Annotated in this window: 21 protein-coding genes; 9 read left to right on the top strand and 12 right to left on the bottom strand. The window is 62.6% G+C overall.

Translation table 11 applies throughout. From position 1 onward, the window contains the following. Positions 1 to 6: 6 nt before the first annotated feature. The 3 genes from ASD00_RS37755 to ASD00_RS37745 all read left to right on the top strand — a co-directional run bounded on the left by ASD00_RS37755 (position 7) and on the right by ASD00_RS37745 (position 3,434). Positions 7 to 642: a 2-dehydro-3-deoxy-6-phosphogalactonate aldolase gene (locus ASD00_RS37755; RefSeq protein ID WP_025426087.1), complete on the top strand. Its 636-nt coding sequence runs from the start codon at positions 7 to 9 to the stop codon at positions 640 to 642. Continuing rightward, positions 642 to 1,526 (top strand): SMP-30/gluconolactonase/LRE family protein, encoded by an 885-nt coding sequence (locus ASD00_RS37750; RefSeq protein ID WP_025426086.1) that lies wholly within the window; start codon positions 642 to 644, stop codon positions 1,524 to 1,526. Before ASD00_RS37755 ends, ASD00_RS37750 begins: the two co-directional genes overlap by 1 nt. A 183-nt stretch (positions 1,527 to 1,709) precedes the next feature. Beyond that, positions 1,710 to 3,434, top strand: coding sequence for an IlvD/Edd family dehydratase (locus tag ASD00_RS37745; protein ID WP_025426085.1), 1,725 nt, complete (start codon positions 1,710 to 1,712; stop codon positions 3,432 to 3,434). Between the two features lie 61 nt (positions 3,435 to 3,495). Here ASD00_RS37745 and ASD00_RS37740 read toward each other — a convergent pair whose 3' ends face one another. Then, complete coding sequence (locus ASD00_RS37740; RefSeq protein WP_057211576.1) at positions 3,496 to 4,593, bottom strand: hypothetical protein; 1,098 nt, start codon at positions 4,591 to 4,593, stop codon at positions 3,496 to 3,498. A 365-nt stretch (positions 4,594 to 4,958) separates the two neighbouring features. Between ASD00_RS37740 and ASD00_RS37735 the strand changes: the two genes are divergently transcribed. Then, a complete protein-coding gene (locus ASD00_RS37735) occupies positions 4,959 to 5,600 on the top strand; it encodes a PRC-barrel domain-containing protein (protein WP_025426083.1) in 642 nt (213 codons plus the stop codon). 60 nt (positions 5,601 to 5,660) lie between these two features. Here the strand turns inward: ASD00_RS37735 and ASD00_RS37730 are convergent, their stop codons facing one another. Both ASD00_RS37730 and ASD00_RS37725 read right to left on the bottom strand, forming a co-directional pair. Continuing rightward, positions 5,661 to 7,709 (bottom strand): NADH:flavin oxidoreductase, encoded by a 2,049-nt coding sequence (locus ASD00_RS37730; protein ID WP_025426082.1) that lies wholly within the window; start codon positions 7,707 to 7,709, stop codon positions 5,661 to 5,663. A gap of 95 nt (positions 7,710 to 7,804) precedes the next feature. Continuing rightward, entirely contained in the window at positions 7,805 to 9,355 is a 1,551-nt protein-coding gene (locus ASD00_RS37725; protein ID WP_025426081.1) for a trimethylamine methyltransferase family protein, read from the bottom strand. 90 nt (positions 9,356 to 9,445) lie between these two features. Between ASD00_RS37725 and ASD00_RS37720 the strand changes: the two genes are divergently transcribed. Continuing rightward, the gene (locus tag ASD00_RS37720; RefSeq protein WP_025426080.1) at positions 9,446 to 10,378 is read left to right on the top strand and encodes a LysR substrate-binding domain-containing protein; all 933 of its coding nucleotides are present in this window, start codon (positions 9,446 to 9,448) and stop codon (positions 10,376 to 10,378) included. A 21-nt stretch (positions 10,379 to 10,399) separates the two neighbouring features. On the opposite strand, the gene ASD00_RS37715 is transcribed toward ASD00_RS37720, so the two are convergent. Further along, positions 10,400 to 11,746: an EAL domain-containing protein gene (locus ASD00_RS37715; RefSeq protein WP_225906253.1), complete on the bottom strand. Its 1,347-nt coding sequence runs from the start codon at positions 11,744 to 11,746 to the stop codon at positions 10,400 to 10,402. A 265-nt stretch (positions 11,747 to 12,011) separates the two neighbouring features. Further along, positions 12,012 to 13,736 (bottom strand): response regulator, encoded by a 1,725-nt coding sequence (locus ASD00_RS37710; RefSeq protein ID WP_025426078.1) that lies wholly within the window; start codon positions 13,734 to 13,736, stop codon positions 12,012 to 12,014. Positions 13,737 to 14,044: 308 nt separating this feature from the next. Between ASD00_RS37710 and mutL the strand changes: the two genes are divergently transcribed. Both mutL and ASD00_RS37700 read left to right on the top strand, forming a co-directional pair. Further along, positions 14,045 to 15,853, top strand: coding sequence for a DNA mismatch repair endonuclease MutL (gene mutL, locus ASD00_RS37705; RefSeq protein WP_025426077.1), 1,809 nt, complete (start codon positions 14,045 to 14,047; stop codon positions 15,851 to 15,853). A 97-nt stretch (positions 15,854 to 15,950) separates the two neighbouring features. Next, on the top strand, positions 15,951 to 16,184 hold the full coding sequence (locus ASD00_RS37700; protein WP_025426076.1) for a DUF2093 domain-containing protein: 234 nt from the start codon (positions 15,951 to 15,953) through the stop codon (positions 16,182 to 16,184). A gap of 70 nt (positions 16,185 to 16,254) precedes the next feature. Here ASD00_RS37700 and lpxK read toward each other — a convergent pair whose 3' ends face one another. Together lpxK and ASD00_RS37690 are read right to left on the bottom strand one after the other, a co-directional pair. After that, positions 16,255 to 17,295, bottom strand: coding sequence for a tetraacyldisaccharide 4'-kinase (gene lpxK / locus ASD00_RS37695; protein WP_025426075.1), 1,041 nt, complete (start codon positions 17,293 to 17,295; stop codon positions 16,255 to 16,257). A gap of 160 nt (positions 17,296 to 17,455) precedes the next feature. Further along, the gene (locus tag ASD00_RS37690; protein WP_038575925.1) at positions 17,456 to 18,121 is read right to left on the bottom strand and encodes a metalloregulator ArsR/SmtB family transcription factor; all 666 of its coding nucleotides are present in this window, start codon (positions 18,119 to 18,121) and stop codon (positions 17,456 to 17,458) included. 143 nt (positions 18,122 to 18,264) lie between these two features. On the opposite strand from ASD00_RS37690, the gene ASD00_RS37685 reads away from it, so the two are divergent. Further along, a complete protein-coding gene (locus tag ASD00_RS37685) occupies positions 18,265 to 18,762 on the top strand; it encodes a DUF2938 domain-containing protein (RefSeq protein ID WP_025426073.1) in 498 nt (165 codons plus the stop codon). Positions 18,763 to 18,817: 55 nt separating this feature from the next. Here the strand turns inward: ASD00_RS37685 and ASD00_RS37680 are convergent, their stop codons facing one another. The 5 genes from ASD00_RS37680 to ASD00_RS37660 all read right to left on the bottom strand — a co-directional run bounded on the left by ASD00_RS37680 (position 18,818) and on the right by ASD00_RS37660 (position 23,470). Next, a complete protein-coding gene (locus ASD00_RS37680; protein ID WP_025426072.1) occupies positions 18,818 to 19,522 on the bottom strand; it encodes an HAD family hydrolase in 705 nt (234 codons plus the stop codon). A gap of 25 nt (positions 19,523 to 19,547) precedes the next feature. Next, positions 19,548 to 20,861, bottom strand: a complete 1,314-nt coding sequence (waaA, locus tag ASD00_RS37675) for a lipid IV(A) 3-deoxy-D-manno-octulosonic acid transferase (RefSeq protein WP_025426071.1) — start codon at positions 20,859 to 20,861, stop codon at positions 19,548 to 19,550. 91 nt (positions 20,862 to 20,952) lie between these two features. Continuing rightward, a complete protein-coding gene (locus tag ASD00_RS37670) occupies positions 20,953 to 21,189 on the bottom strand; it encodes a DUF4170 domain-containing protein (RefSeq protein WP_025426070.1) in 237 nt (78 codons plus the stop codon). A 57-nt stretch (positions 21,190 to 21,246) separates the two neighbouring features. Beyond that, positions 21,247 to 22,062, bottom strand: coding sequence for a 3'(2'),5'-bisphosphate nucleotidase CysQ (locus tag ASD00_RS37665; RefSeq protein WP_025426069.1), 816 nt, complete (start codon positions 22,060 to 22,062; stop codon positions 21,247 to 21,249). A gap of 61 nt (positions 22,063 to 22,123) precedes the next feature. Further along, the gene (locus ASD00_RS37660; RefSeq protein ID WP_025426068.1) at positions 22,124 to 23,470 is read right to left on the bottom strand and encodes a TldD/PmbA family protein; all 1,347 of its coding nucleotides are present in this window, start codon (positions 23,468 to 23,470) and stop codon (positions 22,124 to 22,126) included. A gap of 161 nt (positions 23,471 to 23,631) precedes the next feature. Between ASD00_RS37660 and ASD00_RS37655 the strand changes: the two genes are divergently transcribed. Beyond that, positions 23,632 to 25,467: a monovalent cation:proton antiporter-2 (CPA2) family protein gene (locus tag ASD00_RS37655; protein WP_025426067.1), complete on the top strand. Its 1,836-nt coding sequence runs from the start codon at positions 23,632 to 23,634 to the stop codon at positions 25,465 to 25,467. Positions 25,468 to 25,563 lie beyond the last annotated feature (96 nt).

Genomic DNA, 25,563 nt, shown 5'->3' with positions numbered 1-25,563 from the left:
GCTGATATGAACCGTATCCCCTTTCCGCCGATGAAATACCCGCTGGTCGCCATCCTGCGCGGCCTCAAGCCCGAGGAAACCGAAGGCGTCGTCGGCACGCTGATCGAGGCGGGCTTCACCGCGATCGAGATCCCGCTCAATTCGCCGGACCCGTTCCGGTCGATCGAAACCGCGGTAAAGATGGCGCCGCAGGGCTGCCTGATCGGCGCCGGCACGGTGCTGACGACCGCGCAGGTCGAACAGCTTGCCGATGTCGGCGGACGGCTGATGGTCAGCCCCAATGTCGAGCCGGCAGTGATCCGGCTGGCGGCGCAAAAGGGCATGGTGACCATGCCCGGCGTCTTCACCCCGACGGAGGCGCTCGCGGCCGCTGCGGCAGGCGCAACCGGCCTCAAATTCTTCCCGGCAAGCGTGCTCGGCCCTTCCGGGATCGCCGCGATCCGCACCGTGCTGCCGACCGATGTCGAAGTGGCAGCCGTCGGCGGCGTGTCGGAGGAGAATTTCGCCGACTATGCCAAGATCGGCATCAGAAGCTTCGGGCTCGGATCGAGCCTCTACAAGCCCGGAATGAGTGCCTCCGACGTCGGCAAGCGCGCCGTCGCGACAGTCAAGGCCTACGACGCCGTCTACGGAGCACGATGATGAGCGATAGTATTCCTTTTGCCGGCAGCATCCTTTGCGGAGCGACCTCGATCCTCGGGGAAGGCCCAACCTACGACCCCGGCAGCGGCACCGCCTGGTGGTTCAACATCAAGGGCCAGGAACTGCACGAACTGCACCTCGAAACCGGCCGCAAGGCCGTGCATGCGCTTCCGTTCCTCGGCAGCGTCCTTGCCGTCATCGATCCGCTCCGGCAACTGATCGTTTCCGACCAGGGGCTGTTCCTGAGAGATACGCAGACGGGCGCGTTCAGCCTCGTGACGACGCTGGAGGACAAGCCCGGCAACCGCTCGAACGACGGCCGCGTTCATGCGTCCGGTTCGCTGTGGATCGGCACCATGGGGCGCAGCGCCGAAAAGGGAGCGGGCGCGATCTATCACGTCGCCGGCACGCAGGTGACTAGGCTCTATGACCGGATCACCATTCCCAACAGCATCTGCTTTTCGCCTGACGGAACCGTTGCCTATTTCGTCGACACCGATGTCAACCACCTGATGCGCGTCGACATCGATGCCGAGACGGGATTGCCAACGGGCGAGCCCAGCCTGCTCGTCGACAGCAGCGGCGAGGCCGGCGGCATCGATGGCTCGGTCTGCGACGCCGACGGCTTGATCTGGAATGCCCGCTGGGGCAGCGGCACGGTCGACGTCTATAGGCCCGACGGCGTGCGTCTCACGCGCTATGCGATGCCGACGACGCAGCCGAGCTGCACGGCCTTCATCGGGGCGAAGGCCGACCGCATGCTGGTGACGTCGGCCTGGCAGGATCTGGACGAAGCGGCGCGCGCAGCTGATCCGCATGCCGGCAAGACCTTCGAACTCGGCGTCAGCGTCAACGGCCGGTTCGAGCCGTCCTTCCGCCTCTGATCGGAAACCCTACAGCACCGCGCGTCTTATTAGACGCGCAAAGGTCGCTGTAGCACTTTGAAGTGCTGCATGTTTTTTCCTTAAATCGAATGGGATTTTAAAGAAACATGCAGTAGCGAAGCGCCAATAAAAAGTCATACAATTCATCCACGCGATCAATCGCATGGTGAGGAGGAAGCTTGAATGAGCGACAAGAAGAAAGAACTGCGCAGTCGGCACTGGTATGGCGGCACCCACAAGGATGGTTTCATCCATCGCTCCTGGATGAAGAACCAGGGATTTCCGGACCATGTCTTCGACGGGCGCCCGATCATCGGCATCTGCAACACCTGGTCGGAACTGACCCCATGCAACAGCCACCTGCGCATTCTGGCTGAGGGCGTCAAGCGCGGCGTCTGGGAGGCCGGCGGCTTTCCGGTCGAGTTTCCGGTGTCCTCGCTTGGCGAAACGCAGATGCGGCCGACGGCGATGTTGTTTCGCAACCTGCTCGCCATGGACGTCGAGGAGGCAATCCGCGCCTATGGCATCGACGGCGTCGTGCTGCTTGGCGGCTGCGACAAGACGACACCCGGCCAGCTGATGGGCGCGGCTTCGGTGGACCTGCCGACGATCGTCGTTTCCTCCGGGCCGATGCTGAACGGCAAATGGAAGGGCAAGGACATCGGCTCCGGCACCGACGTCTGGAAATTTTCAGAAGCGGTGCGCGCCGGCGAGATGAGCGTTCAGGAGTTCATGGCGGCCGAGAGCGGCATGTCGCGTTCGCCCGGCGTCTGCATGACCATGGGCACGGCCACCACCATGGCGTCGATCGTCGAGGCGATGGGCCTGTCGCTGCCGATGAATGCCGCACTCCCCGCCGTCGATGCGCGCCGAATGGCGCTGTCGCACATGACGGGCAAGCGCATCGTCGAGATGGTGCATGAGGATCTGCGCCTGTCGAAGATCCTGACCAAGAAGAATTTCGAAAACGGGATCATTGCCAACGCCGCCGTCGGCGGATCGACCAATGCGGTCGTGCATATGCTGGCGATCGCCGGCCGTGCCGGCGTCGATCTCTGTCTCGAGGACTTCGACCGCGTCGGCGGTCAGGTGCCGTGCATCGTCAACTGCATGCCTTCAGGCAAGTATCTGATCGAGGATCTCGCCTATGCCGGCGGCCTGCCAGCCGTCATGAACCGCATCCAGCATCTGCTGCATGCGGATGCGCCAACGGTCTTCGGCATGCCGATCAGCCGATATTGGGAAGACGCCGAGGTCTTCAACGACGACGTCATCCGCCCACTCGACAATCCGCTGCGTGCGGCAGCCGGCATTCGCGTGCTCAAAGGCAACCTTGCGCCGAACGGCGCGGTCATCAAGCCGTCTGCCGCCAGCGAACATCTGCTGGCGCATGAGGGCCCGGCCTATGTCTTCGAGACGATCGAGGACCTGAAGGCCAAGATCGACGATCCGGATCTGCCGGTGACCGAAGACACCATCCTGGTGCTCAAGGGCTGCGGTCCCAAGGGGTATCCCGGCATGGCGGAAGTCGGCAACATGCCGATCCCGCGCCGGCTGGTCGAAAAGGGCGTGCGCGACATGGTGCGCGTTTCGGACGCCCGCATGTCGGGTACGGCGTTTGGAACCGTCGTGCTGCATGTCAGCCCGGAATCGAACGCCGGCGGGCCGTTGGCGATCGTCAGAACCGGTGACCGCATCCGGCTCGACGCGATGAAGGGCGAACTCAACCTGATGATCAGCGAGGAAGAGTTTGCAGCCCGCATGGCCGCCTGGCAGCCGCCGGAGCAGAAATGGACACGCGGCTACTACAAGCTCTATCAGGATACGGTGCTGCAGGCGGACAAGGGCGCCGACCTGGATTTCCTCGTTGGCGGAAGCGGCAGCGAGGTTCTGCGCGAAAGCCATTGAGGATAGCTGTTGCGCCAAGCGACACGGCAGTGGAACCCCGCCCCTTCGGCGGGGTTTTCGTTTATCCGGCCGTCGATCGGCGACCGACCAGCAACTCGGTGGCCGGCGCCAACGAGCGCAGCCGCCACCAGGTCTCATAGCCATAGATGGCGAGACCAACCGCAATGAAGAGTTCCTTGTATTCGGTCGGATCCCAGATGCGCACGAGTTCCTGCGCCTGCAGCACGAACAGTTCCTGGATCGCGACGATCAGGATCGCGCCGGCGGTGAGCACTGTGAATTCCCGCCATAAGCCGCCCCGCAGTGCGAGATCGGCGATCACCAGCAGGATGATTATCGTCATCATCACCATCATCTGGGTCGGCAGCATGCTCCAGTTGTCGCTGTTGAACGCCGCCATCGGTGCGCTTGCCGCCAACACCAAAACGCTCGGCGTGAATGCTTCGAACCGCCCGAGCGCGAAACCCTTGCGAAGGTAGAGCCAGACAAAGGGCGCTAACGTCAAAAGCACGAAGCTGCCGGTATAATAGAGCAGCTCGGTGAAACCGGTTGAGATGTTGTGCAGGTTCAGTTCCTGCTGCTTGTTGAGGCCCAGCAACGCGTCGGGCGTGGAAATGCCGAACACGCGTTGCATCCAGGATATCTCTTCCATGCCGACGATGAACAGAACAAGGCTGAAGGATGCCGCGGCACCGGCCGCCAGCCATGCGACGCGATCGGCCTCACCCCGCGCCGCGCGCAATTGACCCATGGCCGCCAGCGCGAAGAACACGCTTGAGGCAAAGATCAACAGGGCGGAAAGCCACTCGAAGATGTTGTCCTCGCGGGCCAGGGCGCTGAAGATCGCGGCATCGACGCTGAAAAGAAGGGCCGCCGCGGCTGCAAAGACCGGCATTGCGATGCAGATCCACAGTTCGCGGCGTGAGGCCATCCGAAGCGCGGGTGCGCCGAGCCAGGACGCATCGCGCGTGAACCCCTGAATAGCCGCAAGCGACAGACTGAGCGACACCCATGCATGCCAAAGATTGTAGGGTTCGATCTCAGGCATCCGCTCCGAAAAATAGCGCACGCCGAACAGGCTGCGCTCGATCCCGACAAGGCAGACCATCACCAAAACGGAAAGCAGGGAAACGGAGAGAAATCGCCGTGGCAGAAACATGGGGAACCGTCCAGATCAACAGGATGGAATATCCACGAAGAATGCTCCATCCCGTCTTCAGCAAGTATAGGCAAGAACACTCAATATTGTATGAATGTAAAGCAGAACTCAATAAACCACTAAAATACATAGCCGGAGTGATGACGCTCCGATATCTGCCGAAAGGTGAGCGACGACCACCGGCGATATTGATCTGCGACCATAGAAGTTTGGCGCATGACTGCCAGAATTCCGGCGCGATCAGTCGAATTTTTCTGGAACCGTTTCTGCCGCCAGGCGTTGCTTTGGTATCACCGGTGCGGTGGAAACCTGGCGACGATCAGGACCGCGCCTTGATCGACAACGTCAAGGAAAGGCAGTTTGAGATGACCAAGAAACTTGTATCTTCCGTTGCGGCCGGTGCGCTTATCGCGAGTGTTGCGTTCGCGCCGATGACCTTCGCTCAGGACGCCACCCAGCCTAAGCCGGCCGAGCCGCAGACGATGGAAATTCAGCCGGCTCCGGGTGCCGAAGCACCTGCAGACCAGGCGCAGACGACACCGCCGGCAACCACCGAAGCACCGGCTGTCACGGCCCAGTCTGACGGAACGTACCTGACCGAACAGGCCAGTGACCAGATCGCGACCAGCACCTATGTCGGCCAGACCGTCTATAATGCCGGCGACGAAAATGTCGGTGAGATTAACGACCTGATCATCAAGAAGGATGGCGGCGTTGTAGCTGCTGTGATCGGTGTCGGCGGCTTCCTGGGCCTCGGTGAGAAGAACGTTGCGGTCCCGTTCGATCGCATTCAGATCTCCGAACAGGCCAATACGGATGCCTTGAAGCTGACGACGACGGAAACCGCCGAAACCTTGAAGGCGGCTCCCGAGTTCAAGACCAAGGCGCAGCAGGTCGCCGAACAGCTCGCCAACCAGCCGGTTGACACGTCGACGACCTCCTCGACCACCGGAACGGCACCGGCTACCCCGATGCAGCCGGCACCGGCTGAGGGTACCCAGCAGTAAGCTGGATCGTTAGACGACCAGAAGATGGAGCGGCGGTGCTTTCACCGCCGCTCGTTTTGTTCAGAAAAGCACGCCGTAGCGCAGCGCATCATAGATGCCGGCATGGATGTTGCGGCTGGCGACGGCATCGCCGATGCGGAACATGTCGAAGCCGGCGCCCGGGTTGCGCAGTGGGATCGGGTTTTCGCCGCGAAGCAGCGCCTTGTAGTCGACGGCGCCCAGATTGCGAGAAATCGGCTTCAATTCGCGGTAGAGATCGTCCATCGGCACGGTGCCGTGCTCGACCACCACCTGCGCCACCCGGCGTTCGCTCGATGCCGTGTCAGAAAAATCGGAACCGAGCGTCGCCACCAGCCCATTGCCTTCCCGCCGAACCGACCGGAGGCGGGTGTTGATCGTCACACGCACATTGTGATCTGCAAACGCCCTGGCGTAAGGCACATGGTTCATGCCGCCGACTTCGGGCGCGAACATGCGCTCGGGCGAGATGATCTCGAGCTCGACGCCAGCGCGCGCAATCAATTCGGCCGCAGTCATGCCGCTATGGGCGCCGTTGTCGTCATAGAGCAGCACGGGTCCCTCCGGCTTCACCGCACCGGCGATGATATCCCAGCTTGAGACAACCAGTTCGTCCCCCGCCTCCAGAGCCGGGTTTTGGGCGATGCCGCCGGTAGCAACGACGACAAGATCGGGCGACCGCTCCAGAACATCGTCGACGCCGGCAAAGACGTTGTAGTGGATCGGCACGCCAAGCCTCTCCAGCTCCGACAGCCGCCAGTCGACGATGCCGATCAGTTCCTTGCGCCGCGGATTGCGCTGGGCAAGCAGAATCTGCCCGCCCGCCTCGCCGGTAGCCTCGATGATCTCGACCACATGGCCGCGCTCGGCAAGCACACGCGCCGCCTCAAGGCCGGCCGGACCGGCACCGACGACGACGGCCTTTCGCTTCGGCCCTTCGCTTCTGGAGATGACGTGTGGCACGATCGCCTCGCGCCCAGTCGCCGCATTGTGAATGCAGAGTGCGCCGCCACCCTCGTAGATACGATCGAGACAGTAGGTCGCGCCGACGCAGGGGCGTATCTGGGCTTCCCGGCCCTCTTCGATTTTCCGGACGATATGCGGGTCGGCGATATGGGCACGGGTCATGCCGACCATGTCGAGTTTGCCCTCGGCTATCGCGTGGCGTGCGGTGGCGACATCGGCGATGCGGGCCGCATGGAAAACCGGAAATTTGGTCGCCGCCCTGATTTCGCCGGCAAAATCGAGATGCGGCGAGGCGGCCATGCCCTGGATCGGGATGACCTTGGTCAACGGCGCATCATGGTCGATGTGTCCGCGGATGATGTTGAGGAAATCGACCTTGCCGGAGTTTGCCAGGCGGCGGGCGATCTCGATGCCTTCTTCCTTCGAAAGCCCCTTCTCCCAATCCTCGTCTGCCACCATGCGCATGCCGACGATGAAATCCGGCCCGACGGACTTGCGGATGGCGTCGAGCACCATGTGGGTAAAGCGCAGGCGGTTGTCGAGCGAGCCGCCGAAGTCGTCGTCGCGCTGGTTGGTGGCAGGCGACCAGAAGCCGTCCATCAGATGGCCGTAGGCCTCAAGCTCTATACCATCAAGGCCGGCGGCCTGCATGCGGGCGGCGGCTGTCGCATAGTCGCCGACGATGCGCTCGATATCCCAGTCTTCGATCTCCTTTGGAAACGACCGATGCGCGGCCTCGCGCACCGGCGAGGCTGAGAGAACCGGCAGCCAGTCGCCCTTGTTCCAGCCGGTGCGGCGGCCGAGATGGGTGAGCTGGATCATCACCGCGGTGTCGTGCTCATGACAGTCGTCGGCGATCTTCTTCAGCCAGGGCACGATCTCGTCGGAATAGGCGTGGAGATTGCCGAAGGCAGGCGGAGAATCCTCCGAAACGATGGCGGAACCCGCCGTCATGGTCAGCGCCATGCCGCCCTTGGCCTTCTCAAGATGATAGAGGCGGTAGCGATCCTTCGGCATGCCGTCTTCGGAATAGGCCGGCTCATGGGACGTCGACATGATCCGGTTCTTGAGCGTCAGATGCTTGAGGCGGTAAGGCTGGAGCAGTGGGTCTTTCGGCAGCGTCATTTCTGTTCCCTTGAGCACCGCCTGTCCGCTGAGCTGGACCGGTGGCACGGCATCATTCTTGTTATGCGCATTCTCAAAGAAGGCTCGGCGTCGGCTCAGTACCAGGCGTCCGCCATGCCGTTCTTGCGGCGAGAAACATAGTCCGTCAAAGCGTCGTCGATCACCACGTCCAGCGGCGGCGCTTCGTATTCGGCCAGCGTCTTCTTCCAACTCCTGTTGGCGCGCGCCGCCATGTCGGTTCCGCCCTCCTCTGTCCATTTTTCAAAAGGCTCGTTGTCGGACAGGGCCGAATCCCAGAAGGCGGTCTGGTAATTGCGCATGGTGTGATCGCATCCGAGGAAATGGCTGCCTGGCCCAACCTGCAGAAAGGCGTCCATGGCCAGCGTGTTGTCATCGACGACAACGCCGGCGAGGTAGGAATGCAGCGCGCCGCAGAAATCCGTGTCCATGACGAACTTTTCGTAGGACATCGCGAGCAGCCCATCGACGAAGCCGGCCGAGTGCAGGATGAAATTGGCGCCGCAATGCACCGCCGACAGCATCGACATGACGCCCTCCTGCATCGCTTGCGCGTCTGGCAGCTTGGAATTGGAAAAATTGCCGGCGCAGCGCAGCGGCAGGCCGAGGCGCCGTGCCAGTTGGCCGATCACCATGCTGCCGATCGCCGGCTCCGGCGTGCCGAAGGTCGGCGACCCCGAACGCAGCGACATGGACGACAGGAAGTTGCCGAAGATAACAGGCGCGCCCTTGCGCTCCAGCTGGGTCAAGGCGCAGCCGGCCAGCGTCTCGGCATAGGATTGCGCGATCGCTCCGGCATTGGTGACCGGACCCATGGCGCCGCCGAGAATGAAGGGCACGATGACAGCCGCCTGGTTTGCCCGCGCATAGGCGCGCAATGACTTCGTCATCGTTCCGTCCCAGACGAGCGGTGAATTGACGTTGACGTTGCCAAGAATGACGCAGTTGGCGTCGACGAAATCGTGCCCGAAGACAATGCGCGCCATCTCGATCGAGTCTTCGGCGCGATCCTCGGCGGTGATCGAGCCCATGAAGGCTCGGTCGGAATATTTGATGTGGCAATAGACCATGTCGAGATGGCGCTTGTTCACCGGAACATCGACCGGCTCACAGATGGTGCCGCCGGAATGGTGCAGCCAGGGGCTCGACTGCGCCAGCTTTATCAGATTGCGGAAGTCTTCGATCGTGCCGTAACGCCGGCCGTTGTCGAGATCGGTGACGAAAGGAGAGCCGTAGGCTGGCGAGAACACGACATTGTTGCCGCCGATTTCGACGCTGCGGACGGGGTTGCGGGCATGCTGGGTAAACTGGCGCGGCGCCGAGCGCACGATCTCCTTCAGCATGCCGGGCTCGAACGTCACCCGCACGCCGTCCAGCTTGGCGCCAGCGCGTTTCCAATGATCAAGGGATGCCGGGTCATCGCGAAACTCGATGCCGACTTCGGCAAGAATACGGTCGGCGACCTTCTCGATTCGGAGCAGGTTTTCTTCGCTCAGGATATCGTAGGTCGGAATATTGCGGACGATGTAGGGGACGCCAAGGCTCTTGGCGCTGACACCGCCGCGTTGCGGCCTTGATCCTCGTGTCCGTCTCGGTGCTTCGCCCGCTTCCACAGCCACCATTTCCATCGCCGTCCTCCCATCATTTGAGGTGATGGTATTGACGAAAAATCACGTTGTAACGCTGGAAAAAATTGAGCCATGCGATAAGCCTAAGTTATGGAAAATCTACGCCGCCTGCTCCCGTCTGCAACCAGCCTCATCGTGTTCGAGGCTGCCGGCCGTCATCAGAATTTCACCCGAGCCGCCAACGAGCTCGGCATGACGCAGGCGGCCGTCTCCTACGCCATTCGCGGGCTGGAAGAGCAGCTGGGTGTACCGCTCTTCCACCGCGTGCATCGCGCCGTCGAATTGACGGAGGCTGGTGAGAAATTCCACGCCGACGTATCCGTCGGTCTGTCACGGATCCAGAAGTCGGCGGAAGACATTCGCTCCAAGGGGCGCGAGACTAATGTGACGCTTGCGGCATCGACCGCTTTTGCCTCGATGTGGATGCTGCCGCGCCTCAACCGCATGCGCGAGGATCTGCCGGAGATCGATCTGAGGATCCAGACGAGCGTGCGCGATCTCGACCTCGACGAGGAGCCCATCCCGCTCGGCATCCGCGGCGGCGATCCGAGCCATTGGCCGCGCTACCATGCAGCACTTCTGGCCGAGGAAGTCGTCAATGCGGTGGCGACGCCCGCCTATATCGAGCAGCATGGACTGCCAAGCAAACCTGCCGATTTGCTGCGCCACAACCTCATTCATCTGGAAGAACCGGTCCGGCGCGCCTGCGACTGGACCGAATGGTTCGCCAGCGCCGGCCTTCCCTACCCGCCTCAGGCGCGTCGTCTCGCCATCAACGACTATGTCCTGGTGATCCAGGCGGTGCTATCAGGCGAAGGGGTGGCGCTTGGCTGGGAGCACCTGACCGATCCGCAGGTTCGCTCCGGTGCACTGGTGCCGGTCTGCGGTCACGTGCTGAAGACCGGACTGGCGTTTTACGTCGTCTGGCCGCGCTCACGCGAGCTGAACAGTCAGGCGCGACGGGTCAGGGATTGGCTGCTGGCGGAAGGTACGCGAAACCGGGCCGAGAGCGCCAAGGACTGAAACCCACTATTGCGGCAGGGTCTAAAGCTGAGCTGCAACGCCGCGATAGCGGTCCGAGAGGTAGCGCATCGTCGCGACAGCGTCGGCCGGCTTGCCGTAGAAGTAGCCCTGGCCCATGCCGCAGCCGAGCGCCTTCAGCTTCAACGCTTCGGAAAAATCCTCGATGCCTTCGGCGACGACCTCAAGTTCCAGGCCTTCGCACATCGACACGATCGCCTTGATGATATGCTCGGAGGCCCGGTCGGCGGAAATCCGCGACACGAAGGCACGGTCGATCTTGACCTTGTCGAAGGAGAAGTCGCGAAGGCGCCCAAGGCTCGACTGACCCGTGCCGAAATCGTCGAGCGAGACGCGCACGCCGGCTGCCCGAAGCTCAGTCACGATCTTCTGGGCAGTCTCCGCGTCAGCCATGACGGCCGTCTCGGTGATCTCCAGTTCCAACCGTCGCGGGTCGAGACCGATCTGGTTGATGATCGTCAGGAGACGCGTGCTGGTCGCCGGGTCCATCAACTGTGCCGACGACAGGTTGAACGACAGGAACAGCTCCTTCGGCCAGGCGAGTGCCGCATGGGCGGCCTTGCGCAACAGCGTCTCGGCCAGCGATTCGATGAAGCCGCGCTCTTCTGCCAAAGGTACGAACACGGCTGGAGAGACATAGCCGAGGTCGGCGTCGCACCATCTGGCCAGGGCTTCGAAACCGACGACCGCGTCGTTGCGCAGATCGACGATCGGCTGGAAGTGCACGTCGACCTCGTTGGCGATGATCGCGTTGCGCAGCGCCTGTTCGAGCTGCGTCGCGCGCTTCATCTCTTGGGCGATTTCCTGGGAATAGACGGTGATCTGGCCGCGGCCGCGGCGCTTGGAACGATAAAGCGCCGTATCGGCGCTCTTCAGCAGGTCTTCAAAGACCTCGCCGGCAAAAGGATAGACGGCAAAGCCGAACGAAGCGGAAAGGCGGACGTTGCGATCGCCGAGATCGAAGGGCGCCGACAGCACCTCTTTCAACATCTGCCCGACTTTCTCCGCACCCTTGCGCTCGAAGACGAGCGGCAGGACGAAAGCGAATTCGTCGTTCTCGGAGCGAATGATTGTCGCGCCTTCAGGTGCACAGGCTTGCAGCCGATGGGCAACCTGGCAGAGGATCTCGTCGCCGGCTCGCGGGCCGAACAGATCGTTGATCGGTTTGAACCCATCGATATTGGCAAGACCGATGGTAAAGGGAGCGGGATCGCTGGCGCGCTCTTCAGCCAGATCGCAAACGGTCTTGCGGAGTTGGCGCGCGTTGCCGAGCCCGGTCAACAGATCGACCGAGCCGCCGATAGCCGGAGCCTCCCTGCCGATGCGATGATAGGGAGTTTCGCCCGACATCATCGGCCAAGCCCCTGGATCTCAAAAGAACCCGCCCGTCCGTGCCGGTCGGCCGACAAGGCAAGCCGGTCCGCGAAGCGGCGGTGCGCTTCCGGCGAAGTTCCGACGTTGACGGCTGTGGGGCTGCGATGCATTCCGGAGGGGCTCTACACTTTTTGGCAATACGGTGCAGAAGATCGCAATCGGGGGTTAACAATCCGATATCGCCTCGCTCCAAGATCTGCCATCGACATCCCCAATTCTAGCGAGTTGACACGAATTCCGTTCAACCTGCCGTTCGCATGGCCATTACCGGCATGAATTTTCGCAGCACGGCCTCGATCATGTCGGGGCTAACCGGCTTCATGATGTGATCATCCATGCCCGACCTCTTGCACTGCTCCAGATCGATATCGAGGGCCTGAGCGGTCACGGCGATGATTGGCGTTCTGTCGTTTCTCGCCTTTTCCGCTGTTCGAATGGCAACGGTCGCATCGAAGCCGTTCATGACAGGCATGGACACATCCATGAGGACCAGTGCCGGCTGAAGCTCATGCCAGAGTTCGACGGCCTCGCGACCGTTGGCAGCAATGCGATGGGAGACGCCGAGCCCTTCCAGGATCTGCGTGAAGACGAACTGGTTGATCTGGTTGTCTTCGGCAACGAGGACGTCGACCTGTGAAACCGGCACGGACGCTGTGCCCTCGTCCTCAAACGAGATCGACCAGTCCGATTGTAGGAGCGGCGAGGCCTGCGGGCGCTCGGCACAAACACGGAAAACCTCGGTCAGAACAGCGGCAGCATCCTGATCGGATTCGACGGTAACGACCGGGCAATTGCGCCAGGCCCCCGGAATATGCTGCCCATCCGGAAAAGCACCATCCAGCAGCAGAATGTCGAGCTTCACGCCGGCGCTTTCGGCGGCCATGCCGAAGGCGGTCAACTCATCGAGGTTGCGCACCGCACAGGCTTCAAGGCCCGAGCCGCGCAGACGCGCAACCAGCCGATCTTCCGTCAGCCGATCGGCAGAGGCAAGCAGAACGCGCAAACCGCGCGCCGGAAGGGTCTCGATCATCGAGCCCGCCTCGACCAGTTGCTGTACGTTCAGCGCGCGGAACGGATCGTAGAAATTCTGGGCCGGCGCAAAAATGCTGTAGTCGTTGATCTGGAGACCGCCGGAGGGAGCGGAACCATCCTCGGAGCCATTGTACCAGCCGGCGATATCCGTCACGTCGCTCATGCAGGTCACGACGAAATGGCGGCCTGGCATGCCAACGCGATACTTGCGGGTGAGAACCCAGAGGTCGCTGCCATCAGCGCGGACAATATGTTCCGCTTCCGAATGCGGCTTGCCGGTTTCAAGCACGCGCCGATCGGAGTGCTCGAAACGTTCGGCAAGTTCGCTGTCGACCAGATCCCAGGCCGAACGACCGAGGATCGCGTCCTGCGAGAGATCGTGAATTAGGCAGAACGCCTTGTTGACCGCGATGTAGTTGAGGTTGCGATCCTTGACGCAGATCGGATTGGGCTGGACATCCAGGATCTCTTCGGTCAGTTCGACCCGCTCGAGGTCCGTCTGCAACTGCTCGTCACGCTTCCTCTGGTCGGAGACATCGGTGATCGAAAGGATGCCGATACCGTTGGAAAGACGACGCTTGCGCATGGAAACCCAGCGCGTGCGGCCGGCGCGCTCGACATTCTCGTAGCGCTCGCGCCAGTGCAGCGCCATATGCTCGGCAATCCAGTCTTCGCGGTTCGTCCGACGACGGCTGTTTTCGGGAACTGTGCCGGGGCGAACTCCGGTGTCGTAGACGGCGCCGAGGAAATCGCGCAATCGCGTTCCCGGCAACAGCATCTCGGAGGGAACGGGGAAGTACTGCAGCATGGTGCGGCTGGCAAAGAGGATGGTGTCGTCCCGGCCGCAGACAACCATCGCTGAGCCGAGCGCATCGCAGCTCGACTCAAGAATGATCCTGTTGATGTCCGCGCCGTTCGGCGCCCCATCGTTCATTGCGCTGTCCTCACTCGCCCCCTGCGGCGGTTTCATTTCGGGACATGCTGGGATGGCCTTGGAAGGCGTCTCTTCGAGCGGGGGTGACACGACGTCCAGCAACGCCGCGGTGCTCCAAAGACAAAACCCGTGATCATTCAGGTTGTTGTGGAAAATCGCAGCAGAATATTAAGGGGCAATTAAATCTCCGTCTCATTTTTTGGTGCACCAATGGGTTGCACAACCAAAGCCCAATAATAGAAGGCACGAGGCGGGGACAGAGCTGTATTTCCACTTCCGTTCCGTCGCCGAATCCGGGAAAATAGAGCATGGCCATCAAGCAGCTCTCCGAGACCCTCATCAATCAGATCGCCGCCGGCGAAGTCATCGAACGCCCGGCCAGTGCCGCCAAGGAACTGATCGAAAACGCGCTCGATGCCGGTGCGACCCGGATCGAAATCGCCACCGCCGGTGGCGGCAAGACGTTGCTGCGCGTCACCGACAACGGCGCGGGCATGCAGCCGGCCGATCTGGAGCTGGCGGTCAGGCGGCACTGCACGTCGAAGCTCGACGACAACCTGTTCGATATCCGCACACTCGGCTTTCGCGGCGAGGCTCTGCCGTCGATCGGATCGGTCTCCCGGCTTTCGATCACCACTCGAACGGCAGGCGCTAGCGAGGGTGCCGTCATTTCCATTGCCGGCGGCAGGACGGACCCCGTCCGCCCGTCGCCCGCCAATACCGGCACGGTCGTCGAAGTCCGCGACCTGTTCTTTGCGACCCCCGCCCGGCTCAAATTCATGAAGTCGGAAAAGGCCGAGGCCTCGGCGATCTCGGATGTGGTGCGTCGCATGGCGATCGCCTTTCCGAAGGTGCGTTTCGTGCTGTCGGGATCTGACCGGACGACGCTGGAGTTTCCGGCGACGGGCGACGACCGGCTCGCCCGCATGGCGCAGGTGCTCGGCAAGGATTTCCGCGACAACGCCATCGAGATCGATGCCGAGCGCGAGGACATTCAGCTGACCGGCTTTGCCGGGGTGCCGACCTACAACCGCGGCAACTCGCTGCAGCAATATGTTTTCGTCAACGGCCGTCCGGTTCAGGACAAGCAACTGCTTTCCGCCATTCGGGCAGCCTATTCCGAAACGATCCCGCATGGCCGCTATCCCGTGGCGGTGCTGTCGATCGCGCTCGACCCGGCACTCGTCGACGTCAACGTGCATCCGGCGAAATCGGATGTTCGCTTCCGCGATCCGGGCCTCATCCGCGGGTTGATCATCGGTGCCATCCGCGAGGCCCTGGCCCGCGAGGGTGACCGGGCATCGACGACCGGAGCGAGCGGAATGATGCAGGCGTTCCGCGCCGAGCAGTTCCGGCCGCGTCAGCCCTGGAGCGCGGAAACCTCGCCCTACCGGCCGACGCATTTCGAGACCATCGTGCGCGGCCTGTCCGAGACGCCGCAGGCAAGCTTTTCTGCCTTCTCCGCACCCTCGGCCCGCACGGCGTCGCCTTTGGCAGAGCCTGACCGGACCGTTGCGGACGCGCTGGCGCCGCAATCGTTTCCACTCGGCGCCGTGCGCGCCCAGCTTCACGAAAACTATATCGTCGCGCAGACGCAGGACGGCCTTGTCATCGTCGACCAGCACGCCGCCCACGAACGTCTCGTCTTCGAAACCATGCGAACGGCGCTGCATTCGAAGCCTGTCGCCGCCCAGGCGCTGCTGATCCCGGAAATCGTCGATCTTTCCGAAGACGATTGCGACCGGCTGATGACGCATGCGGAAGAACTGGGTCGCCTCGGCCTCGGCATCGAGCGCTTCGGACCTGGCGCCATCGCAGTGCGGGAAACGCCGGCCATGCTGGGCGAGATGGATGCCGCCGGCCTCGTGCGCCAGCTCGCCGACGAGATTGCCGAATGGGACACGGCCAACGGGCTCGCCAGCCGGCTTGAATATCTCGCCGCGACCATGGCCTGCCATGGATCCGTCCGCTCCGGCCGCCGCATGCGGACTGAGGAAATGAACGCACTGTTGCGCCAGATGGAAGCAACGCCGGGCTCTGGCCAATGCAATCACGGCCGGCCGACCTATATCGAGCTGAAGCTCTCCGACATCGAGCGACTGTTCGGCAGGAGCTGATGCCGGGAGCGGTCCGGCGCGGCGAAATGCACTGGCATTTTACCGGGCGTCGGGCTAGATCAGACAGCAGACCACGAAGACGGAACAGGCCCAGAAAATGATGAACCGGTTTGAAGGAAGCGCCTCGCGCGAAGCGAAGGTCCGTTATCTCGACGGCGACTTTCAGATCGTCCTTGCTGGCTCGCATGTCATCTGCGCGATGACGGGCAAGACCATTCCCGTGGACGAACTGCGCTACTGGAGCGTTGCCCGTCAGCAGCCCTATGTCGACGCGGAAGCCTCGCTCGAAGCGGAAAAGCGCGCAGGCGCCCTGCCGAACCAGCGCCGCTAACGTTTTCCGTCAGGAGGGCCTTCCCATGGCTCCGCTGGCGACAAAAACGCTCTAACGGCCAAATCCAGCCTTACTTCTGTTCCGCTTCCCGCAGCTTGCGGGTGCGCGCGGCCGACAGCGCGGTTGTCACGATCTTTGCCGGTGCCGACGGATCGTCGAAGTGCACGTCGATTTCGATCACCCGGCTTGCCCGAGCCAGTTCCGCTGCCCGGCCGTGGCCGGGCTCCAGGCGAACCATGTCCTTGGCCGTGGTCACGAGCGTGCAGCCGAGTGCTGCGGCCCGGTCGAGAAGGTCCGATATCTCGTCCTCTGAGAAATGATGATGGTCGGGGAAGCTGCGGGTTTCCTCGATGACGGCGCCGGTTTCCCGTACGGTGCGATAGAATTTTTCCGGGTCGGCGATACCGGCCCAGGCCAACACTCTCACGCCGTTCAGCGAGCCGTCGTCGAGCCGCACGACCTCCGCCTGGTAGACCTGCTTGCCGGCCCGGGCGGCGCGACGGATCAAGGCATCCGCCTCGGCGCCGTTGCCGATCTTCAACAGCGCGGTCGCATGGCGCAACTGATTGGAAATCGGCGCGCGCACCGGGCCTGACGGCACGAGGTAACCGTTGCCGATGCCGCGGCGGGAATCGATGACGAGCAGCGCAAAATCGAAGGCCAGCCGCGCGCTCTGGAAACCATCGTCCATGATGATGATATCGACGCCTTCGGCCACCAGCCGGCGGGCACCATCGACGCGGCGACGGCACACAACCGTCAGCGCCTCGCGCGCCAGCAACAACGGCTCGTCGCCAACATCGCGTGCCCTGTGGTGTTCAGGCTCGACGATCGTCGTCACATCAAGCGAACCGCCATAGCCGCGGCTGAGGAAACCCGGCTTCAGGCCTTTGGCCCTGACGGCGCGCGCAAGCGCGATCGCCGTCGGCGTCTTGCCGGCGCCGCCGACCGTGAAATTGCCGATGCAGATGATCGGGACCGGAACGGACGCTCGGCGAGCGCGGTCCATGCGCAGGCCGGCGATACGTCCATAGATCCAGGAAAACGGCCACAAAGCCCGCGCACGCCAATCCGCCTTTGTCCACCAGAACGGCGGCGCTTCCGATACCATCTTTGTTTCCGTGGCCCCGTCTGGTCCTTCCGGGAAGGACGATGCACATCTTGGCTGCCGCTGGCCAAAACCGGCGACGGCGTAACTGCCGACAAAAAACGTCAGAACGCGGAAAAAGGCAAGCGGCACAAGACAATGCCTGTTGCGTCAGACTTGTCGTCTAGCTGAGGTCCCGGCTTTCCACAGCAAGGCCGGCTGCTTTCCAATCCGGGAACCCGCTCTCAAGCCGGCGGACGGTAAAGCCGTTGCCTTGCAGAACCCTCACCGCGTCAAACGACAAGGCGCAGTAAGGCCCGCGGCAATAGGCGACGATCTCGCCTCCTTCAGGCAGTTCGGCAAGGCGTCGTTCGAGTTCCGCAATCGGAATATTGATCGCACCGGGAAGATGACCCGACAAAAATTCGTCCTGCGGCCGCACATCCAGCAGCGTGACGTCCCCTCCCCGCATCCGCAGCAGCAACTCTTCGCGCGAAATCGCCTCGAGGCGGTCCGGTCGGTCGAGGCGATCGGCGACGAGTTCGCGGATCTGAGCGCGATTGTGCTCGGCATATTGACGCAGGGCCGAGAGCAGGCCGATCACCGGGCCGGCACCCAGCCGATAAAGCACGCGCTTGCCATCCCGCCGGGTCTCGACAAAACCGGCGCGGCGCAACTGCTGCAGATGCTGCGACGCGTTGGCGATGCTCAGGCCGGCGAGCTCAGCAAGACGCTCCACCGAGCGCTCGCCCTGGGCGATATGCTCGAGCAGGAGCAGGCGCTGGGGGCTCGCAAGCGTGCGGGCAAGCTCGGCAAATTCCTCGAAGATATGGAGTTGAAGGTCGGTCATTGACAGAAGCCTAGCATTTCTCCATGACTCATTCAATTACTCAATTGAATGATGCTTTGACTTGTCAGATGACAGATCGAACGCCCGCATGTGCGCGATCTGTCGATGCAGCGGCCATGAAGATGATGTGAGAGGATACGAATATGGAAAAGGATCTGGTGTTGCAGGCCATCCTGATCGGGATCGGTGCGACTGCGGTCATGGATCTCTGGGCGGTGGCGGTGAAACGTTTGCTCGGCATACCTTCCCTGGACTACGGCATGGTGGGCCGCTGGATCGGACATTTTCCGCAGGGCCGCTTCCTGCACCAGCGTATCGCAGCAGCGGCACCCGTCCGTAGCGAGCGGCTGATCGGCTGGACTGCACATTATGCGATCGGCGTAGTCTTCGCCGGACTTCTGTTGCTGATCTGGGGGACTGACTGGGCGGAGCGGCCGACGCTTGTCCCGGCACTCATTGTCGGCCTCGCGACCGTGGTCGCACCGTTCTTCCTGATGCAGCCGGGTATGGGCGCGGGCATCGCGGCCTCGAAAACGCCGAGCCCCAACATTGCCCGCCTGCGCAGCCTGCTCGCACATGCGGCATTCGGCTTCGGGCTCTATCTCTCGGCGTTGGCTTTATCGGTCCTCTGGCGATCATAGGACCATGCTTGAAACTCGTGAGAGCGGCAACGAAGGAAATACAGCTCGGCAAAACCTAGAGAACGGCTTCAAGCTCGGTGATATCAGCCAGGCAATGGTCAGAGGCATCGGCGAGCGATTGGCGCGAGCCGGTGCCCGTCAGCACTGCGACGGTCATGCCGACGCCGGCGTTGCGGCCCATGTGCATGTCGTGATTGTTGTCGCCGACGACCACGACCTGCTGCGGATCAAGCCCCGTCGCGGCACAGAAGCCGAGCACCATGCCGGGCTCGGGCTTGACACCGTAGCCGCTGTCGTAGCCGGCGACGTAATGCAGATAGCCGTCGAAACCAAAGCGTCTGGCGGTTTCGCGGATCGAGCGCTCGTTGTCGCTGGATGCGACACCCAGGCGATAGCCCTTGGCATGCAGACCGGCGAAGAACGACCCGAGGTCGGTGACCGGTACCGCGTACTCGGCAGAACGGGCAAACAACCCGTCAAGCAGCGTCGTCAACGCTTCCACGGTAAACGGCGCACCGGCGGTGACGAACCCGGTCGAGATCTCGACGGTGTTGCCGGCGGCAAGCAGGCTGTCGGGCAACACATGGCCGGTGTCCGGATCCATGCCGCCGGCCTTGAGCAGGGTGCGGGCCAGGCCCTCGTCGCCCTTGGCTGCGATCTTCGCCAGTTCGTAGTTCACCGGCACCCAGCTCTTGGCGTAGTCGAGCAGCGTTCCGTCCTTGTCGAACAGGATACCGGCGATGGCTGTCGGTGCGCTCATGGTGATCTTGCGTCTCCCGGTGTGGTCAGATGTCGTTGCGCGGTTCGAGCCGCGCCTTGACGACGAGCGGATTGATATAGGGCTCGAGCCCCTTCATCGTCGCCGACAGCGCTCCGCGCATCTCTTGCACGGTTTCGAGGCCGGCATCGATCATCGAACGACGCATGTCGTCGTTGGCGAGCAGGTAGTTGACGCCCTTTGCCAGCATCTCGGTATCGCGGACGATCTTGGCGCTGCCGTTCTTGGCGAGCATCTGGTAGGTCTCGCGGAAATTCTGGACGTTGCCACCCGAAAGAACGGCGCAGCCGAGCATTGCCGGCTCCAGCGGATTCTGCCCGCCTTCGGCAAACAGCGAGCGTCCGACAAAGGCCACCTCGGTCAGGCGCAGATAGAGCCCCATCTCGCCGATCGTGTCGCCAAGGAAAATATCGACGTCTGATGTCAGCGGATCGCGACGGGTGCGACGCGCAACTTTCAGCCCCTTGGCCGTTAGCGCCGCCTCGATCGCATCGCTGCGCTCGGGGTGCCGCGGCACGACGATGGTCAACAGACCGGTGCGCTCCTTGAGGGCACGATGCACGACGCCGGCAGCATTTTCCTCGCCGTCGAAGGTCGAGATCGCCGCCCAGGTTTTGCGCGTGCCGATCTGCTGGCGATATTCCTTCAACGCCTGCGGGTCGTGCGGCGGCGCGTCGGTATCGACCTTCAGGTTACCCGATACCATTACCGGCAGAGCACCGAGCGTGCGAAACCGCTCGGCATCGACATCCGATTGGGCGATGACGAGCGCGAGGTTCTCAAACAGTGCATCGGCGAGCGCCGGCCGTTTCTTCCAGCGGGCGAATGTGCGGTCGGACAGGCGGCCGTTGACCAGAACCTGCGGGATATGGCGTCGCCCAAGTTCCAGGATGGTCATCGGCCAGATCTCGGATTCGGCGATGATGGCCAGATCCGGCTGCCAGTATTCGAGGAAACGATTGACCGCCGGCTTGAAATCGAGCGGCACGTATTGGTGAATGACCGCCTCGCCCAGACGCCCAGCCGCGACCCGCGCCGACGTCTTCGTGCCGGTCGTCAGCACGACATTGATACCGCGGCGATGGATTTCCTTGATCAGCGGGATGACCGCATTGGTCTCTCCGACGCTTGCAGCGTGGAACCAGACGAGCGGACCTTGCGGACGCGGCACGCTGGCATGGCCGTAACGCTCGCGGCGGCGCGCCGGGTCCTCCTTGCCCTTCGCAGCGCGCAGGGCAAGATAGGACCACACGAACGGATAGATCGCCGAACCAATCCAGCGATAGCTGGAGAGCGCCAGCCGGGCGCGAAAGCTGCTCATGGCCTCAATCCCCAGCCCAATGGAAAGCTCGGGCGAGGGTCAGACGCAGCGCGCGCGCGGGAACGCGCCACGCATGCCCAAGGCATCGGCATCAATCGTTTTCCGGATCGAGCAGGCGATGCATGTGAACGATGAAATAACGCATATGGGCGTTGTCGACGGTCATATGGGCCTTCGACTTCCAGGCAATGTGGGCGCTTTCGTAGTCAGGATAAATGCCGACGATATCGAGCTTGTCCAGGTCACGGAAATGAACATCGGTGAGTGTGGTCAGTTCACCACCAAAGACCAAATGCAGACGTTGTTTCTTCTCGGAGTCGTGAGCCATTGGAGTTCCATTTTTTTTAGGGTATGGGCGTTGGTTTGCGGCATTCGGCCAGAAAGGTCAATGGCCCTCAAGGGTCCTTGAGGCAGCAAGCAATCCCGGCAACGTCGCCTTCGACGCCGCGCAAAGAAGCCCATGAACGACATTGGGGCGATTGTAGGACAGGGCCCGAGATTCAAGCGTATTGAGCGCCCCGCCCGCCCTTTCGAGGATGAGGTCGGCGGCGGCGAGATCCCAGTCATGTGAGTTCTTCTTGACCACCGTGCCGTCGATCCGCCCGTCCGCAACCATTGCCAGCCTGTAGGCGAGCGAAGGCACATGCGGTACCCGCACGATGCCGTTGCGATAGGACGGTGCTAGGGCCGAGACGACGTCTTCGGCGACCGCCACATGCAGCGCTTCGCCATCGTGGACGTCGCGCACGCGAATGCCCGCACCGTTCTTCAGCGCCGGACCATCCACGGTTGCCTGAAACAGCTCGTCGAGCGCCGGCGCATAGAGCACACCGGCAACCGGCAGGCCACGGTGGACGACAGCGACGCTGACGCACCAGAGATCCTTGCCGGCGATGAAGGCGCGGGTACCGTCGATCGGGTCGATGACGAAGACCGTTTCGCGGGTGAGACGGCTCTCATCGTCGTCCGTCTCTTCCGACAGCCAGCCGTAGTGCGGCCGGGCGCCCAGCAGGCGGTCCCTAAGGATGTCGTTGGCGGCGATATCGGCCTCGCTGACCGGCGAACGCCCCTCGTTTTTCCAGCGCACATCGGGCTCGTTCCGAAAGTAAGTCAAAGCCGTTTCGCCGGCGGCGATCGCGGCGGAAAGGATCAGATCCAGATCCTCCTTCCACGTCGCGATCGATGGTGCTTTGTCTGACATTCAAATCCTTATGCGTCGGCATACGGCCGAACGTTTTTGTCATGGCATCGACGTCAGCAGCTCAGAGGCCGGCGAGCGTCATGCCTTCGATGGCGAGTGTCGGTGCGGCAACGCCGAACTTCCTGTCGATGTCGTCGGCCGGCGTGATCGCCATGAACATCTGCTTGAGGTTGGACGCGATCGTGACCTCGGACACGGCAAAAGTCAGCTCACCGTTCTCGATCCAGAAGCCTGAGGCGCCGCGGCTATATTCGCCGGTCACCATATTGACGCCCTGGCCGATCAGCTCGGTCACGTAGAAGCCGGTTCCGACACTGCGGATCAGGTCTTCGCGTGAAACCGAACCCGGTTCGAGCGCCAGGTTGGTGGAAGCCGGATTGACCGTCGGGCCGCCGCGCACGCCGCGGCCGTTGGTCTCAAGACCGAGTTCGCGCGCCGCGGAGGTCGACAGAAACCAATGGTTCAGCACGCCATCCTCGACCATCGTCAGCTTGGAGCCGCTGACGCCTTCGCCGTCGAACGGACGCGAAGAGGAGCCACGGACGATCAAGGGGTCGTCCGTCACCGACAGGCCGGCCTTCATGACCTGCTTGCCCATCATATCGCGCAGGAAACTGGTCTTGCGCGCGACGGATGCGCCGTTGATGGCGCCGGCGATATGCCCGACGAAGCCGCGCGCCATGCGCGGATCGAAAACAACAGTGACATTCCTGGCAGTCGGCACCTGGCGGGGGTTGATCCGCGCGACGGCACGCTCGCCCGCAAGCCGGCCGATTTCTTCGGCAGCACGCAATTCGTCGAAGTAGATGCGGCTGTCGTAGTCGTAGTCGCGCTCCATCTTCGTGCCTTCGCCGGCAATCGCGCTCACCGAACGGCCGAAGCGGGTCGCCATGTAGGAGCCGGAGAAACCATGCGAGGTCACGAGCACGAGCCCGCCCATGCCGGCGGAGGCACCTGCGCCGCTGGAGTTGGTGACACCAGACACCGCAAGGGCAGCCTCTTCCGCGGCGAGTGCCGCCTCGGTCAGGGCGTCCGTCGAAACTTCGCGATCGTCGAAAAGCTCGAGATCCGGGTAGCATTTCGCCAGCCGGTCCGGATCGGCAAGCGAAGCGAAGGGATCTTCGGGCGATGCCTTGGCCATCGCCACGGCCCGCTCGGCGAGCACCTTCAGGTCGAACCCGGGATTGGCCGAAACGCTGGCGACGCGGTTGCCGACAAAGACGCGCAGCGAGAAGTCGTCGCTTTCGGATGCTTCGGTTGCTTCGACCTTGCCGAGGCGAACCGAGACGGAACGGGAGCGCCCGCGAACGACGACGGCGTCAGCGGCGTCGGCACCTGCCTTGCGGGCAAGATCCACCAGTTCGGCGGCGCGTTTTTCGAGGGAGGCGGAATCGATCGTTTCTGACATGATGTGGCCTTTCATTCCTGCCCCATTTATTGTGCACTGAAGCATGCATCAAGGGCATTGGCATGATTCCCGCCCATACACTGCCCCATACACTGCAATGACACTCCCGCCGAAACCTCTGCCTGCCTGGGCAGGACGAGGCCATATCGAAAGCAATCAGCATGACGACGACCCCGATCATCTACTCCCAGGCGTTGATATTGCTCGGGGGCGCAGTCATCGCGGCGCCACTGTTCAAGCGTCTCGGGCTTGGCACGATCCTCGGCTATCTCGCGGCCGGGATCCTGATCGGCCCGGTTGCCCAGAGCATCACCGATGGCGAAGAGATCCTGCACGGTTCCGAACTCGGCGTCGTCTTCCTGCTCTTCATCATCGGGCTGGAACTGAAGCCGTCGCGGCTTTGGCAGCTGCGGCGCGACATCTTCGGTCTCGGCACGGCGCAAGTCCTCATCACCGGTGTGGTCCTGTCCTACGGGATCGCCCTGACCGGACTGCTCGATCATGCCGGAAGCATCGTCGCCGGCTTCGGCTTAGCGCTGTCGTCCACGGCCTTTGCCATGCAGATTCTCGATGAGGGCAACGACCGCAATACGCGCTTCGGCCAACGCGCCTTCTCGATCCTTCTGCTGCAGGATCTGGCGATTGTCCCGCTGCTTGCGCTGATCCCGCTTCTGGCGGCGCAAGCGCCGGAGGATACGACGCCGCCACTCGAAGACTTTGCCATCGCCATCACAGCGGTTGCGGTCCTTGTGGCCGCAGGCCGCTATCTACTCAACCCACTGTTCCAGATCATCGCCCGAACCGGCGCGCGCGACGTGATGATTGCCGCCGCCCTGCTGGTGGTCATGGGAGCGGCAACGCTGATGCAGATGGCCGGCCTTTCCATGGCCATGGGCGCCTTCCTTGCCGGCGTGCTCCTGGCAGAATCCTCCTATCGCCATGAACTTGAGGCCGATATCGAGCCCTTTCGCGGCATCCTGCAAGCCCTGTTCTTCATGGCCGTGGGCCTGTCGCTGCAACTTGACGTGATCATCGACAATTACCTGGTGATCATTGTTGCCGTACCTCTGCTGATGCTGGTGAAGAGCTTCATCCTCTACTGGCTCTGCCGCCTGGCCGCCTCGCATCACAACGATGCGGTGCGCGTCAGCTTGCTCTTGCCGCAAGGCGGCGAATTCGGCTTCGTCCTGTTTACTGCTGGAGCGGTCGCTGGCGTCTTCTCGCCGGGCAGCGCATCGCTGCTCGTCGCCATCGTTACGCTTTCGATGGCGCTGACCCCGATCGCCTCCATGCTCGCCCCGCGCCTCATGCGCGAACAGGACGAGATGGCCGACGAAATGGAGGAGGACTTCGAAGGTGCTGATGCCGACGTGCTGATGATCGGCTTTTCGCGTTTCGGCCAGATCGCCGCGCAGATCCTGCTTGCCGGCGGTCGCGACGTGACGATCATCGACCACTCGGCCGCGCGTGTTCGCCAGGCGGCGACCTTCGGCTTCCGGATCTACTTCGGCGACGGCAACCGGCTCGACGTGCTGCGTGCCGCCGGCATCGAGCGGGCGAAGCTCATCGCCATCTGCACGCAAAAGAAGGAAACGACCGACCGGATCGTCGATCTGGTTCAGGCCGAATATCCGGACGCCCGTATCTTCGCGCGATCCTACGACCGGCTGCATACGCTCGAACTGAGGGCGAAGGGCGTCGACTACGAGCTGCGCGAAACCTTCGAGTCCGGCCTGCTCTTCGGTCGAAAGACGCTGGAGGCGCTGGGCGTCGGCAACGAAGAGGCGCTCGCCATCATGGACGATATCCGCAAGCGCGACGAGGCCCGCCTGGTGCTGCAGGAGGCAGAGGGCATCACCGCCGGGCGCGACATGTTGCATTCGCAGCCCGTGCGTCCCGAGCCGCTGGTCAAGCCCAAGCGCGACGTCGATCATTCCTCGGAAACGGGCGAGAGCATCCTGCCGGGATTGCCGGCTGACGAGCGGGAAAGCGCCTAGAACATTTCCAGGAAAAGGCGAAGCGGTTTTCCGTCAGGCAATGTGTTAAAATAGGGAGATAGAGCGTTTCTGCGGCTCTGTCGCTCTAACAGAAAC

Origin of the sequence: Ensifer sp. Root31 (genome assembly GCF_001424825.1) — a bacterium.
In the GTDB taxonomy this organism is placed as follows: domain Bacteria; phylum Pseudomonadota; class Alphaproteobacteria; order Rhizobiales; family Rhizobiaceae; genus Ensifer; species Ensifer canadensis.
Note: the sequence above shows the minus strand (reverse complement) of the source record. Positions and strands in the feature narration are given on the sequence as shown.